Origin of the sequence: Lactobacillus sp. JM1, assembly GCF_009834385.1 — a bacterium.
Lineage (GTDB): Bacteria > Bacillota > Bacilli > Lactobacillales > Lactobacillaceae > Lactobacillus > Lactobacillus paragasseri.
Window position 1 is genome coordinate 1,252,820 of sequence record NZ_CP044412.1, and the last position, 15,263, is coordinate 1,268,082.

Below are 15,263 nucleotides of genomic sequence, written 5' to 3' on the forward strand. Positions count from 1 at the left end.
TATTACGAAAAAACTATTTGATTTTTTTAAGAAAACTGTAAAAATCTTTGCAAATTAATGTCGCATTCTTTTTATCTAAAATTGTTGGTTGCTTTAAATCTGGAACCATTACGCATTTTAAACCTGCAGCACTTGCAGACGCAACACCTGTGCTAGAATCTTCAAATACTAACAAATTATCTTTTGGCAGTTGCATCTTTTGAGCTGCTAGCAAATAAATATCTGGTGCAGGCTTAGCCTTTATTTTTCCTGCTTCGACATCTTTATAGCTTAGATAAAAATTAAAATAGTCCTTTATTTTTAGAACTTCTAAATTATGAGCTACTACTTCATCATAATTACTTGATGCAATTGCGAGTTTGATATTTTTTTCTTTAAACTCTACTAATGCATCTCGTACACCTGCTTGAAGCTTCAGTTTTCCTTGATCAGTCCACTCCCAAACTAGCTCATCAGTTCTTTTAATAAACTTATCGCGATCTGCTTCAGTCTTAAAATGTTGATGATAAAATTCTTCCATTTCTTTAACCGAGGAACCAACAAGCTTTAAGTAACTATCATCTGGAATGTCTAAATTTGCTTCTTTAGCGGCAACAATATTTGCATCCCAATATAGCTTTTCAGAATTAACTAGTAATCCATCCATATCAAAAATGATACCTTCAATTGGTTCAGCAATATTTTCAACTTTCATTTTTTACCTCTTTTGCAGTAATTCAAAACTGCACCAACCAAATAAAAAGATCCCGTCACTAATAGGATATCATGTGGCTTCAATTTATTCTTCAAGTTAGTATAAGCTACTTCGAAATTTTCTTCATAATTATATTTTTGCTGAGCTTCTTTAGGAAAATCTTCTAATCTCGCAGCTCTAGGATAATCTATCCGAGTTAAGGTAACTTTTTCATCTTCGAATAAATTGGTGACTGGACCCAAATCCTTGTCTTTCATCATTCCAAGAAGTATATATATTTGACCTTGGTTCTCTTTTCGAATCAAGTGCAAAAGATTCGTCATCGCCTGCAAATTGTGTGCTCCATCGACAATAATTTTAGGTGCAGTCTGAACAATATCATATCTACCAGGAATTTGCGTCTTATTAATCGACGCTTCAATCTCTTGTTTATTTAACTGTAAATTCAAAAGTTGAACCGCCCGAACTGCCACCCCAATATCATATGCTTCTACTACAGGACGTTTCAAAAATTGATACTTATTTTCTAAATCTTGATATTCAATAGCTGTTTTAGATAATTTAATTTTAAAATCTCTTCCCAATAAAAATGATTTCGATTTTTCTGCTTGAGCTTTATCAAGTAAAATATCTAAAACATCTTGAGGAATATTGCCTAGCACAACTGGTTTATTCTGTTTGATTATGCCACTTTTCTCCTTAGCAATATCTGCTAAAGTTGGTCCAATTATTTTCTCATGATCCAAACCAATAGTTGTAATGATACTTACTTCTGGTGTAATCACATTAGTCTTATCATGCTCGCCTCCAATTCCGACTTCAATTACTGCATAATCACATTTTTTTTGAGCAAAAAATTGGAAAGCAAGAGCTACTTCATATTCAAATGTTACTAAAGAAAAATCAGGATCAGTTTTTTTCAGTTCTTTTATAGCTGCTTCAATTTTGTTAGCTACTTCGACTAAATCCCTATTACTTATATTCTTGCCATTTAATTGAATTCTTTCATTAAATTCATAAATATAAGGTGACACAAAAAGGCCAGTCTTTTGACCGGCCTTTTGTAATAGATTACTCAAATAATAGGATGTCGACCCCTTACCATTCGTCCCGGTAACATGAATTGTCTTAACACTATCTTGAGGATTATTTAATTGTTTTAAAATCCTTTTGACGTAACTCAAATCATTTTTAGGGTGCAGCTTAGGTAAAGAATATATTCTGTTAATTACTTGGTCAACATTAGTAAACTTCACTTCTATTTACTTTCCTTTAATTCTTTCATACGTTCACGAACACCAGCAAGTTGACTTTCGTAGTCAGCTTTCTTTTCCTTCTCTTTGTTTACAACAGCTTCAGGAGCATGAGCTACAAAGCCTTGGTTTGCAAGTTTCTTTTCAGCTCTTTGTACTTCTTCTTCAAGACGCTTTTCTTCTTTTTCCATCTTCTTAAGTTCATCGTCAACGTTAACTAATTCAGTTAATGGAACAAAAATCTGAGCACCTGGAATTACGGCAGTTTTTGCAAGCTTTGGTGCCTCAATATCTGCTGCAACTTGCAAATCTTTAGGGTGCAAGAAGTTTTCTACATACTCGAAATTGTCATCCAAAATATGTTTATTTGCTTCATCATCTAATTGAATCATAATGTCAATTTGTGAAGACATTGGAGCATTAACTTCCATACGAATATTACGTACAGCCTTGATAACTTCAATTAAAAATGCCATGTCATTATCAGCTTGCTTGTTTTCAAATTCTGCATGAGTTTCTGGATATTTAGCAGTCATAATTGACTTACCTTCATGGGGCATTGAAAGCCATAGTTTTTCAGTAACAAATGGCATAATTGGGTGCATTAAACGCAAAATTTGATCAAGAATCCAAATTAAGTTTTCTTGCTTTCTAGCCTTTAATTCTTCATCATCACCATTTAAAGCAACTTTAGAAATTTCAATGTACCAGTCACAGAAGTCATTCCAAATAAAGTTGTATAGTTCACGACCAGCTTCACCAAACTTATACTCATCAAATAAACGAGTAACTTCTGATACAGTATGATTTAATCTATCAAAAATCCAGCTATCTGCTAAATCAAACTGCGTAGTGTCTGGCATGTGAGCAGGTTTTGCATCTTCAGGCAAGTTCATAATTACAAAACGACTTGCATTCCAAATTTTGTTGATAAAGTTCCAAGCAGCAGCTAATTTCTTTGGATCATAACGAGTGTCTTGACCAGGAGCAGTACCGTTTAATAAGAACCAACGTAGAGCATCGGCACCATACTTATCAACAACATCCATCGGATCAACACCATTACCAAGTGATTTACTCATCTTGCGTCCTTGTTCATCTCGCATTAAACCGTGCAAAACAACATCTTTAAATGGACGCTTCTTAGTAAAGTGAAGACCTTGGAAGATCATTCTTGATACCCAGAAGAAAATAATGTCATATCCGGTAACTAAAGTGTTAGTTGGGAAGTAACGCTTAAAGTCTGGATTATCAGTATCTGGCCAGCCTAATGTTGAAAATGGCCAAAGTGCACTTGAGAACCAAGTATCTAGAACATCTGGATCTTGTTCCCAGTTTTCAATATCTTTAGGTGCTTCTTCGCCAACGTAAGTTTCACCAGTCTTCTTGTTGTACCAAGCTGGAATACGGTGACCCCACCATAATTGACGAGAAATTACCCAATCATGAACATCTTCCATCCAGTGGTTCAAAGTACCTTCAAATCGCTCTGGCACAAAGTTAACTTTACCATCAGTCTTTTGATTCTTAAGAACTTCTTCGGCAAGTGGCTTCATCTTAACGAACCATTGCTTTGAAAGTCTAGGCTCTACTTGAACGCCAGAACGTTCAGAGTGACCAACTGAGTGAACAATTGGTTCAACTTTAATTAAGTATCCTTCTTTCTTTAAGTCCTTAACTAGAGCCTCGCGAGCTTCAAAACGATCCATACCAGCATACTTACCAGCTTCTTCGTTCATAGTTCCGTCATCATTCATTACGTTAATTCTTTCAAGATTATGACGGTTACCTACTTGGAAGTCGTTAGGATCGTGCGCTGGCGTAATCTTAACTAAACCAGTACCAAATTCTGGATCTACGTGTTGGTCTTCAATAATTGGAATATGACGACCAACAAGTGGAAGAACTAATTCTTTTCCTACAATATCTTTATAACGCTCATCCCCTGGTGCAACAGCTACAGCTGTATCACCAAACATAGTTTCAGGACGAGTAGTTGCAATTTCAACAAAGCCTGATCCATCTGCAAATGGGTATTTTACATGGTAAAATGCACCCTTATCGTCTTTGTGAATAACTTCAATATCACTAAGAGCAGTTTGTAATTCTGGATCCCAGTTAATAATATATTCACCGCGATAAATTAGTCCTTCGTTATATAATTGAACGAAAACTTTTCTAACGGCTTTTGAAAGACCTTTATCTAAAGTAAATCTTTCTCTTGAATAATCAAGAGATAGTCCCATTTTAGCCCATTGACCCTTGATGATATTTGCATATTCATCTTTCCAGTCCCAAACTTGCTTAACAAAAGCTTCACGTCCCATCTGGTGACGGTCTTTACCTTGTTTACGCAACTTTGCTTCCACTTTAGCTTGAGTAGCAATACCAGCATGATCCATACCTGGAAGGTAAAGAGTATCATAGCCTTCCATTCGCTTAAAACGAATTAATGTATCTTGAATTGCGGTATCCCAAGCGTGTCCTAAGTGTAATTTTCCAGTTACATTTGGTGGTGGAATAACAATTGAATAAGGGTGAGCCTTTTTATCGCCAGATGGCTTAAAAAGATCCTCATCAAGCCATTCTTGATATCTACCTTTTTCAACCTCATTAGGATTATATTTAGGTGCTAAATCTGTCATTAAAATTCCTCCAATAAAAAAGTCCCAGACAATAATTGTCTAGGACGAAATTTTCCGCGGTACCACCTACGTTAAGTATACAATTGTATACCTCTCTTATAAGCGATAACGGTGCTGAAGTGTCCGGATTAACCTACTAAAGTTCAATTAATCAGCTAATCAAGCTACTCGTAAAATTCTGAAGTCTCTCAGCATACTGACTTTTCTCTGTAATACGAATTTACTCCTCTTGATTCCTGCTTTGTTTATAATTATAGCATGAAAGAAAACAAGAGAAAAGGTGAGAATTAACCTCTATTTTCTCTGATTACTTTTACCAACTGAATTAAAACTGTCGGAATAATTGCTAAAATCACGATTAGCCAAACTTCTTGTCCGCTTAATGGTTGAACAGCAAATAAGCCATGAAGTGTTGGTACAAAGAGAATTAAGACTAAAAGTGCAGTGCCCAATGCAAAGGCTGCTAAACTGTACCAATTGTTTTTAAATCCAATTTTAAAAATGCTATGTTGTGAACGGCAATTAAAACCGTGAAGCAAACGTGCAAATGTTAAAGTTGAAAATGCCATAGTACATGCAATTGCAGGACTGTCTTTTAAGCCAATTAAGAATGCAGTAATAACACTTAACGAAATTAAGAAGCCTTGCGTACTGATTTGAGTAACAAATGGTTTATCTAACAAACTAGCTTTAGGATCGCGTGGTTTACGCTTTAAAATATCAGGATTTCCTGGCTCCATTCCGATTGCTAAAGCTGGAAGCGAATCAGTAACTAAGTTAATGAATAAAAGTTGTACTGCAACAAATGGTACTGGCAATCCAGCAATTGAAGCAAATAAAACGGTAATAATTGCCGATAAGTTACCCGATAATAAGTAACCAATCGCATTTTTGATATTTTCATAAACTGTTCTACCATTTGCAACAGCTTTGATAATTGTAGCAAAGTTATCATCAGTTAAAATCATACTTGCTGCATCTTTTGATACTTCTGTACCTGTGATACCCATTGCTACACCAACGTCAGCTTTCTTAAGGGCGGGAGCATCGTTAACGCCATCACCAGTCATTGATACAATATGATCTTTTCTTTGCCACGCGTTAACAATTCTAATTTTGTTTTCTGGAGAAACACGAGCATAAACTGCGACTTTTTCAATTTCTTGGTCTAGTTCTTCATCACTTAAAGCATCTAACTCTAAACCAGTTAAAGCAATATCTCCGTCGTTAAAAATACCAATCTTTTTAGCAATAGCTACCGCAGTAACCTTATGGTCACCTGTAATCATTACCGTTCTGATACCGGCCTCTTTTGCGCGAGCAACGGCTGCGACGCTTTCTTCTCGCGGTGGATCCATTTCTGAAACTAAACCAATGAAAGTTAAGTCTTTTTCAGTATCGGCAGATAACTCCTCATCGCTTTCTTTATATGCAAATGCAAGCACTCTTAAACCATTTTCTGAAAAATGATTATTCTGAGCTAAAATATTCTTTCGGTCTTGCTCAGTTAGTGGTCGCACTTTATCCCCAAAACGAATATTAATGCAGCGCTTAAGCAAGATATCGATTGCTCCTTTAACAAAAATTGTTGGAACAGTATGAATTAAATGCTTAGTACTCATCAACTTACGGTCAGAATCAAATGGTACTTCTTCTAAACGATCTAAGTGATTTCTTAATTCGCTCTCTGATAAACCTAGCTTTCCATTTCCAAGATCAATTCCTGGTACCTTACGATACATTTCAAGCAATGCGGATTCTGTTGGGTCACCAATCTTCTTACCATCAGATAAACTAGCATCATTATTCAAAACTACATCATATAGTAAATAACGATGTAACTGATTACTCAAATTAAGCTCTTCAGGCTTAAGAACTTTACCACCAATGTAAATATCTTCAACAGTCATTTTATTTTGAGTTAAAGTTCCAGTTTTATCAGAACATATTACAGAAACCGAACCCAATGATTCAACAGCTGCTAAATTTTTGATAATGGCATGTTCCTTAGCCATTTTTTGCGTTCCCATAGCTTGAACAATTGTAACGATTGAACTTAAAGCTTCTGGAATAGCAGCAACAGCTAGTGCTACTGCAAATAATAGCGCGTCTAGTAAAGGTTGACCACGCCACATTTGTAATCCTAAGATCAAGGCACAGAAAATCAAAATTGCGGTTGCCAAGCGTGATGAAAATTGATCAAGTGAAACTTGAAGAGGCGTTCTACGCTCCTTAGTTTCATTCATTAAGGTGGCAATCTTACCGATTTCAGTATCCATTCCAGTTGCTGTAACTAAGACATTTGCTCGTCCATATGTTACAAGCGAACTAGAATAAACCATGTTTACTCTGTCTCCTAAGGGAACTTCTTTATCAAAAGTTGTATCTAATTTATCAATATTAGTTGACTCACCAGTTAAGGAGCTTTCATTTACTTGTAATGAAAAATTATCTAAAATTCTACCATCAGCAGTAACTAGATCGCCTGCCTCAAGTAAAAGAATATCGCCAGGAACAACATCTTTTGCGGCAATTTCTTGTTTTTTACCATCTCTTAAAACTTTTGCCACAGGTGCTGACAAAGACTTTAGGGCTTCTAATGATTTTTCAGCTTTAACGTGTTGGACTGTTCCTAAAATTGCGTTCAAAATTAAAACAACAATAATAACTGCAGTACTTTCTAAATTACCAGTAAACGCAGAAATCACAGCGGCAACAATCAAGATGATGACCATTAAATCTTTAAATTGCTCTAAAAAGACTTCTAAAATACCTTTTTTCTTACCTTCGATTAAAGCATTTGGCCCTACTTGTGCTAATTTTTCTTGAGCAACTTTATTGGTTAACCCCTGCTTTTCATTAGCTCCTAATTCTTTGATAAGCTCTTCTTTGCTTTCACGATAGTATGCTTTCACTTAAACCCTCCATCTAATAGGAAAAACAGACTTTGGCATAAAAAAAGAGACCATTGTCTGAACAAAAACGTTTAGCCAATAGTCTCACCATTTAAACTTACAGCGGAAAAATTAATTTCGTTTTGACGCCATAAATACACCTTATGCCGGTTACTCCCTATATATGTTGAATATAAGTTTACCATTTTTTACGTAAACTAGCAATTAAAACTTTATTGTTTTACCCATTGCGCTCCACCTAGATTGTAAACAGTTTTTCCATGTACTTTTTTCACCGCAAAATAATTCCATGTACTGTTTTGAGGTAATTTCTTTCCAGAATATTTTTTTAAAGAAGGATCTGTATAAATCAAGGTTTCTTTTTGAAGCTTAATTTTTCCAGTCTGTGCTTTAGGAGCAGAGTGATCCGAATTTTTTAAATTATGATCACTTAGCCAAAGATCAGGCCTAACATGATAAAAAAGCTGATTATCTTTCATTTTAACCTGATCAACTTCAACTGAACTTCCATTTTTTAAATACATCAGACCAAAAATTGATTTACTAGGAAAAGAACTAGCTTCATAATTTCTTTTAAAAATATCATTGCTATGTAAAATATTTGCTAATTCAACTGGGTAGTCAGTTAACAAACCCGACACATTCTTATCTAGCTGCAAATATTGTTTCATTTGCACTTTTTTATTAACGCCCCAAAGTAAATACTTTTTATCATGCTCACTTAAGTAGTCAGCCACTTTTTTAGAATAAAAATTATTAGCATAATATTGCGTTGAAGGTGATAAATTAAATTCACCAGCTAATTGCATTGTAGGAATTTGAGGATTAATTTTAGAGATTTGCATCAAGGCTGTTTTAGAAAATGACTCTAATAATACACGATTTTCTAAATGATATTGTCTAATTAAATTAAGTAACAGCTTAATGTCTTCTTCACTGTTATCTTTAGGTTCAATCATGAATTTTACATTTGAATTTTGATAACGTTTAAATACATCTCCAAGACTATGGAGAGATTCACCATTTTGATTTTTATACGAAAGTAATTCTTGATATGGATAATCGGCAATAATTTTATCAACGCCAAAAACTCTACTCAAATTATCATCATGACTTACTACCAGAACATTATCTGAAGTTTTTTGTAAGTCAAGTTCTAAATAATCAACTTGTGCGCAAAGCGCTCGGTCATAAGCCATCCAGCTATGTTCAGCAAACTTACCCTGTTCATTATCTCCGCGATGCGCAATATTTAAAAAGCCACAGGTGAAAGGAAAAACTAAAATAAAGAAAATTACAAAAATAATTTTTTTCATATTTAAATTTCCTTACTTAATTTTATCTCGAGTAATTTCTTGATATTGTCCGCGTTTTAAGTCAGTCGGTAAAGATAATTTACCCATTGAAATTCGATCCAGTTCTAAGACCTTCATGCCAACCGCTCCAAACATTCGCTTAATTTGATGATATTTTCCTTCTTGAATTTGAATCTCAATTTGCGATAAATCATGAACTTTATCTTGGGCTAAAATTTCTAATTTTGCTGGTTTTAATTTTGTACCATCGCCTAAGGTAATACCACTAGCAAATGTTTTAATTGTTTCTTCACTTGCTACACCTGAAATTTTAGCACGATATACTTTAGTCACATGCTTATTGGGAGCAAGTAGCTCATGGGCTAAAGCTCCATCATTTGTTAAAAGCAATAAACCTGTAGTGTCTTTATCTAGTCTACCTACTGGAGCAATACCTTGATAACGATCTTTTGTTTTAAGCAATGAAATAACCGTCTGCTGACTTCTATCTTCAGTAGCTGAAATCACACCTTTAGGTTTATTTAATAAAAAATAATGATACTGTTGGTACGCAATTTCATTTCCATCAACTACCACCAAATCGTCTTCTTTAACTTGTTGTTTTGGCGTAGTTACTAGTTCTCCATTAACCATCACAACTTTCTTTTTAATAAGACTATGAACTTCTTTACGCGAGCCAACATTCATATTAGCTAAATACTTGTCAATTCTCATTTCTATATCTTTCTCAAACCAAAAAAGCGCTAGCGGTTGCTAGCACTTTTTTTACAATAAGTCTGCATCTTCTTGAGCCTTATCATCCAAGAATTTTTGATTTGGATAAATTGGCGTAATTTCCATTCCATCAATTGCGCGTTGAATCATCCCTTCAGCATCAAGTCTGTTTTCCAACTTACGAGCCTCGTCTAACTTAGGCTTAGTCTTTGGACGAGGTGGCGCAAAAATAGTACAACAATCTTCAAATGGCTCAATAGAAAGATCAAAAGTACCAATTTGCTCAGCTAGCTTAATGATTTCAGTTTTATCCATTGTGGCTACCGGACGAAGAACAGGTGTTGAAGTAACATCGTTAATCGCAACCATTGATTCCAACGTTTGGGAAGCTACTTGACCAACTGATTCTCCATTAAAAATTGCTAAACCCCCACGCATTGCGCGAATACGATCTGCTAATTGAAGCATAAAGCGACGCTGAATGGTCATCAAATAACCTTCTGGTAATTTCTCTTTGATTTGTTCTTGAATTTCAGTAAAAGGTACTGCAATAAAATTGATTTTTCCAGAATAGTTAGCCAAAATCCCAGTAAGTTCCTTTGCTTTAGCGAGTGCTTTTTCAGTAGTATATGGTGGACTAAAGAAGTGAACCATATCAATTTCAACTCCACGCTTCATTGCTAAATAAGAAGCCACTGGAGAATCAATTCCACCTGATAGCATCATAACTGCTCGACCTGCTGTACCAACTGGCATCCCACCTGCACCGTGGAGAAGCTGATTTGAAATATAAATTGCATCTTGACGAACTTCAATTCTCAAGACTAAATCAGGCTTCTTCATCTTTACCTTTAAGTTATCCATATTATCAAATAAGTAGTCACCAATCATAGCGTTTAATTGATTAGTGTCATATTCAAACTCATGGTCACTGCGTCTAGTATTAACTTTAAAAGTCATTCCATCCTTAAAAGTTGCTTGCATCAATTCAAGGGAAGCCTTCTTGATAGCATCAAGATTTTTCTCGACTTTTATAGTTGGCGAATAAGTTTGAATACCGAAAACAAGTTTTAATCGCTGATCGATTTTATCAAATGGAGCTCCATTCAAGACAATATGCATTCGATCATGCTTAGGATGTATTTCAATTTCTGGGAAATCTTGCAAAGCTCTTGTTACATTACCAGCTAATCTCCCAATAAAATCTTTACGATTTTTTCCTTTAGTGGATAGCTCGCCATAGCGAACCATTACTTCTGTATATTGCATATTTTCACCTTATTTCAAATGATTAATTTCAGCGAAGTGCTTATATATTTTATCAAAAACTGAAATAAATTGCTCAGCTTCTTCAATAGTATTACTTGGATCGAAACTTAATCTAATCGCACCAGTTGCTAAATCATCTTCAACCTTCATTGCATTTAAGGTTCCGCTCTCAACGCCACTTCTTGAAGAACAAGCGCTAGTAGTGGAAACATAAATTTCCTTAGATTCAAGCGTATGAACTAGAGTTTCTCCACGAATCCCCTCTAAAGAAAAGCATAAAACACTTGGAATAAATTTATCATTTATCGGAGAGAAAATATGAATTCCTGGCTTTCCATCTAAATAAGAAATGATTTTTTTCTTAACTGCTAGTTCTTGTGCTGCATTCTTTTTTTCATCTGATAAATATAAACGCATTGCCTTAGCGGTAGCCGCAATTGCAGGCAAATTTTCTGTGCTAGAGCGTAAGCCCTTTTCTTGACCACCACCATCAATTAGCGGCTTGATCATCTTGCCCTCTTTTTTATAAAGAATACCAACACCGCGAGGTGCATGAAACTTATGAGCTGATAAACTCATTAAATCAACTCTATTTGTAAATACTTCATCCCAAATATCTTTTCCCAAGGCTTGGACATTGTCAACGTGAAAAGTAACATTAGGATAATCTTCCAATACCTTACTAATTTCCTTAATTGGTTGGATTGTACCGATTTCATTATTTACACCCATAATTGAAACTAAAATAGTTTCCTTATCTAGGGCAGCTTTTAAATCATCTGGATCAACCTGACCATTCTTATCAACTGGTAGAACAGTCACACGAAAACCTAAGTCTTCAAGAGCACGTACTGAGTTCGAAACAGCAGCATGCTCAACACTTGAAGTAATAATATGATTTCCAAATTCTTTCTTAGCTAAAGCTGTCCCTTTAATAGCCCAATTATCTGATTCACTTCCACTTGAAGTAAAAAAGATCTCATGTGGTTTTACATTTAATAAACTAGCAATTTGCTTTCTAGAAGCTTCCAAAAGTTGGTGTGAACGATCTCCCATTTTGTGTAGACTTGAAGGATTTCCCCAAATATCCTTTGTTACCTTGTCATACGTTTCCAAAACTGCAGGATAAACAGCAGTTGTAGCACTATTATCAAAATAGATCAATTTTCTTTCTCCTCTAAAAAACGACCATTAAAATGGTCGTTTGATAATCATATAAAATACTAACTTAAAAAGTCTATCGCTTCAATCATTTACTCTTCTTCTTCGGCTTCTTCCTGCTCGCTATAATACTCTTTTTCAATTCTTTGATAACTCCCAGGCTCAACCTTTTCTAAGGCAGTCGCAATTACGTCTAGCGCTTCCTTATATTCATATTTATTTTGATACAAGTCATAAGCTTCTTTGCGAGCACGCTTAATCTCTGGATTTGAAATATACTTATTAGAATATTGCATAGTTAGCTCAACCAGGTCAGCGGAATTTAGAATCTCATCGGCTTCTTTCTTTAAGCGTTCTATATCTTCTTGAATTTGGATCAATTCACTAGATATTTTTTCCATATTTATTCTAACTTGATTCAATTCATTATCTGTATGCTTAACTTCATTCAAGACTAAAGTATACATTTGAATGAAACTTTCAGGTTTTCCAGGTAATCGGCGCCGTTCAACTTTTCGATAAACCAAAGAAACTTCTTGTTTGAAATGAATAATAGAATCGTTAGCAATTTTTTCCGCGTCAAATAATCCGTCTACATCGCCTGAAAGTCTCTTTTCAGTCTTTTCAATTTCTTTTAAACTATCAAGCATTGTTAACCATTTATTTTCAATTTGTGAGTAAACACCGTCACCATCAGCAATTTTTTGACAATCAACATCAAAATCGGCATTCATCCGGCTGACCTGACTTTTTAGTTGCCTAGCTTCAGCTAGTTCACCGTGCGTTAATTCATAACTCTGATCAACATGTTCTAATTTAGCTACAAGCTGATTAGATGCATTACTCATATGAGAGAGAATCTGCACAATTTTATCTTGGTTATTGTCAACAAACGGTCGTGCTTTAAATTCTTTAGTAAGAATATCATACAAACTATCGATTCTTGTACTTACTTCTTTATTACTCTTCTCAACCTTTGCAAGATCTAGTTTATTGAGGCTCTTTTTATTTTCATCAACTAATTCTCTTAAGCTTTTAATCTCTTCTAAAACATCAACCTCTGTAATCTTATACTTGTCTTTTACCATTTGACGATAAGTATTGCTAAGCTCATTGAGTTGATCTGGAAAAACATTTTTTAGTTCTTGATCAAAGTTCTCTATTTTAGGAAGATCAGTCTTTAATGATGTAAGTTTAGTATCAATCTTAGTCAATACCCTTTTAGCTTCTTCATGATCTCCCTCACCAGACAAATTCTTGGCAGTCTGAAAATCACTCTCTAAGGTTGCTAAATCTTCTTCAATTTGATCAATTGCATTTCCATAATTAAAAGACTGCGACAAAATTTTCTTGCGTAGTTGCTGATAATCTTTTGATAATGCAGCATAGTGTTTTTGATTATCACGATTTGCTTCTAATAAATTAGTAAATATTTGTTTACTACGTTCAACATTATCTTGATTAGTTTGCAATAGTTCAGTTGCTTCTTTAATTAGTTGATGCGTTTTTATCAGATTAAACTTTGCGTTAAGTCCCGCTGCTTGTTCAAGAAGATGCTTCAATTCTCCAACATCTTTAGTATCAACTTTTTGATATACTTTTTGCCATCTTTTAAAAGTCTCTAAACTTTTACCGGCTAATTCCATCTTTTGTAGACGCTTGATGTCTTCTTCAACACTCAAATCTTTTAACTCATCAGTTAGCGCATCTAATTCCGCAATCTGGTGATTAAAATATTTATTAAGGATAACAACTGTAGCAATTACAGCAATTATAGCAATTAATATTACAATAATAAGAATAGATAACCCTGATGACATAATACCCTCCATATTTCATATTAATTATACCAGACTTCATCTCAATCCCAGCTAGAAAATCCTTACTTTTACTTGCTTTAAATTATATTTCTTACTATAATAGTCTTCGTGTAAAATATTTGCAGCAATAAGTGACAAGAACGTCAACATCTTGAGGCGTTTAGTGAACGAGTAACCCGCGCTGCACTGGGCGAAACATGCAACTTGAGATGCACGAATGTTGAACTTATTTCTCATATTTTACTCCAAAAAATTACTATTTTTTATGGAGGATTTTTTTATGTCAAGATATACTGGTCCAAGTTGGAAACGTTCAAGACGCTTAGGTATCTCACTTTCAGGTACTGGTAAGGAAATTAGCTGTCGTAACTACGCACCTGGTGATCATGGTCCTAACAACCGTGCTAAGGTTTCTGAATATGGTCAACAATTAAAGGAAAAGCAAAAGTTACGTTGGATGTTTGGTTTAAATGAACGTCAATTCCAAAACTTATTCATCCGTGCCGGCAAGATTCGTGAAGGTAAGCACGGTGTTAACTTTATGGCTTTACTTGAAAGACGTTTAGACAACATCGTTTACCGTTTAGGTTTAGCTTCAACTAGAGAACAAGCTAGACAACTTGTTAACCACGGTCACATCTTAGTAGATGGCAAGCGTGTTGACATTCCTTCATACGAAGTTAAAGTTGGTCAAGAAATCAGCTTAAGAGATAAGTCAAAGAACTTGCAACAAGTTAAGGACGCTTTAGATGCAGTTGTATCACGTCCACCATTTGTTTCATTTGACGACAGCAAGATGACTGGTACTTTAGTTCGTCTTCCAGAACGTGACGAAATGGAACCAGAAGTTGATGAAGCTCTTATCGTTGAATGGTACAACAAGAAGCTTTAATATTTACTGCTTCATTACAAAAAGTCTTTCCAATTGCGGGAAGACTTTTTTGTTTTCTCCTCTTCTACTTTGCTACACTAAGAATAAAGCTTTTAACCATAAAAAGGAAAACAAAATTATGACTGAAGATTTAAATACACGACTTGAAAATGCTGCTAAGGGGATTACTCCTCAAACTTGCCCAGATGAGCGAAGAAGATATTTAGGTTCTCTACGAGAGCGAGTTTTAGTACGAATGACTGTAGAAGAAACCAATAATCCAACCTTAGATACCCTGTTTTTAAAACATATTAATGATTTCAAGGGATATACCATTTTAATCAATGGAAAAATGCCTCAAAACAATTTTATCAACAAATTAATGGGCTTATGTTCGCAGCAAGATATAAAATTTACCTTAATAAATGATGATACAGCAAAAGATGAGCCAAACGCTACTGGCGTTTTAGTAGTTTCAAAAACTGCTATTAATCATTATCGGATTGAAATTGGTCAAGTTTATGCTCCAGAAGCTCCTCATGAACAACTTTCCGAATCCAAAAAAGAAAGTTTCTGGAATAGATTATTTAGAAAAAAGGATTAAA

Annotated in this window: 11 protein-coding genes and 1 other annotated feature; of the genes, 2 read left to right on the forward strand and 9 right to left on the reverse strand. The window is 34.8% G+C overall.

Annotated features, from left to right (window positions below):
* Positions 1 to 13: 13 nt before the first annotated feature.
* The 9 genes from F3I00_RS06415 to ezrA all read right to left on the reverse strand — a co-directional run bounded on the left by F3I00_RS06415 (position 14) and on the right by ezrA (position 13,787).
* Positions 14 to 694 (reverse strand): HAD family phosphatase, encoded by a 681-nt coding sequence (locus F3I00_RS06415; protein WP_020807168.1) that lies wholly within the window; start codon positions 692 to 694, stop codon positions 14 to 16.
* Entirely contained in the window at positions 691 to 1,950 is a 1,260-nt protein-coding gene (locus tag F3I00_RS06420) for a folylpolyglutamate synthase/dihydrofolate synthase family protein (RefSeq protein WP_020807169.1), read from the reverse strand. Before F3I00_RS06420 ends, F3I00_RS06415 begins: the two co-directional genes overlap by 4 nt.
* Positions 1,951 to 1,952: 2 nt before the next feature.
* The gene (locus F3I00_RS06425) at positions 1,953 to 4,592 is read right to left on the reverse strand and encodes a valine--tRNA ligase (protein WP_020807170.1); all 2,640 of its coding nucleotides are present in this window, start codon (positions 4,590 to 4,592) and stop codon (positions 1,953 to 1,955) included.
* A 37-nt stretch (positions 4,593 to 4,629) separates the two neighbouring features.
* Positions 4,630 to 4,838 (reverse strand) — a binding site (T-box leader).
* Positions 4,839 to 4,879: 41 nt separating this feature from the next.
* Positions 4,880 to 7,507 (reverse strand): cation-translocating P-type ATPase, encoded by a 2,628-nt coding sequence (locus F3I00_RS06430; RefSeq protein WP_020807171.1) that lies wholly within the window; start codon positions 7,505 to 7,507, stop codon positions 4,880 to 4,882.
* 212 nt (positions 7,508 to 7,719) lie between these two features.
* The gene (locus tag F3I00_RS06435) at positions 7,720 to 8,823 is read right to left on the reverse strand and encodes a glycerophosphodiester phosphodiesterase family protein (protein WP_020807172.1); all 1,104 of its coding nucleotides are present in this window, start codon (positions 8,821 to 8,823) and stop codon (positions 7,720 to 7,722) included.
* 12 nt (positions 8,824 to 8,835) lie between these two features.
* Positions 8,836 to 9,537: a pseudouridine synthase gene (locus F3I00_RS06440; protein WP_020807173.1), complete on the reverse strand. Its 702-nt coding sequence runs from the start codon at positions 9,535 to 9,537 to the stop codon at positions 8,836 to 8,838.
* A gap of 51 nt (positions 9,538 to 9,588) precedes the next feature.
* The gene (gene thiI / locus F3I00_RS06445) at positions 9,589 to 10,806 is read right to left on the reverse strand and encodes a tRNA uracil 4-sulfurtransferase ThiI (RefSeq protein ID WP_020807174.1); all 1,218 of its coding nucleotides are present in this window, start codon (positions 10,804 to 10,806) and stop codon (positions 9,589 to 9,591) included.
* 9 nt (positions 10,807 to 10,815) lie between these two features.
* Complete coding sequence (locus F3I00_RS06450) at positions 10,816 to 11,970, reverse strand: cysteine desulfurase family protein (protein ID WP_020807175.1); 1,155 nt, start codon at positions 11,968 to 11,970, stop codon at positions 10,816 to 10,818.
* 89 nt (positions 11,971 to 12,059) lie between these two features.
* Positions 12,060 to 13,787 carry a septation ring formation regulator EzrA gene (gene ezrA / locus F3I00_RS06455; RefSeq protein WP_020807176.1) on the reverse strand — a complete coding sequence of 576 codons (1,728 nt, stop codon included), beginning with the start codon at positions 13,785 to 13,787 and terminating at the stop codon, positions 12,060 to 12,062.
* Positions 13,788 to 14,067: 280 nt separating this feature from the next.
* Between ezrA and rpsD the strand changes: the two genes are divergently transcribed.
* Positions 14,068 to 14,679, forward strand: coding sequence for a 30S ribosomal protein S4 (rpsD, locus tag F3I00_RS06460; protein ID WP_020807177.1), 612 nt, complete (start codon positions 14,068 to 14,070; stop codon positions 14,677 to 14,679).
* 118 nt (positions 14,680 to 14,797) lie between these two features.
* On the forward strand, positions 14,798 to 15,262 hold the full coding sequence (locus tag F3I00_RS06465) for a YueI family protein (RefSeq protein ID WP_020807178.1): 465 nt from the start codon (positions 14,798 to 14,800) through the stop codon (positions 15,260 to 15,262).
* Position 15,263 lies beyond the last annotated feature (1 nt).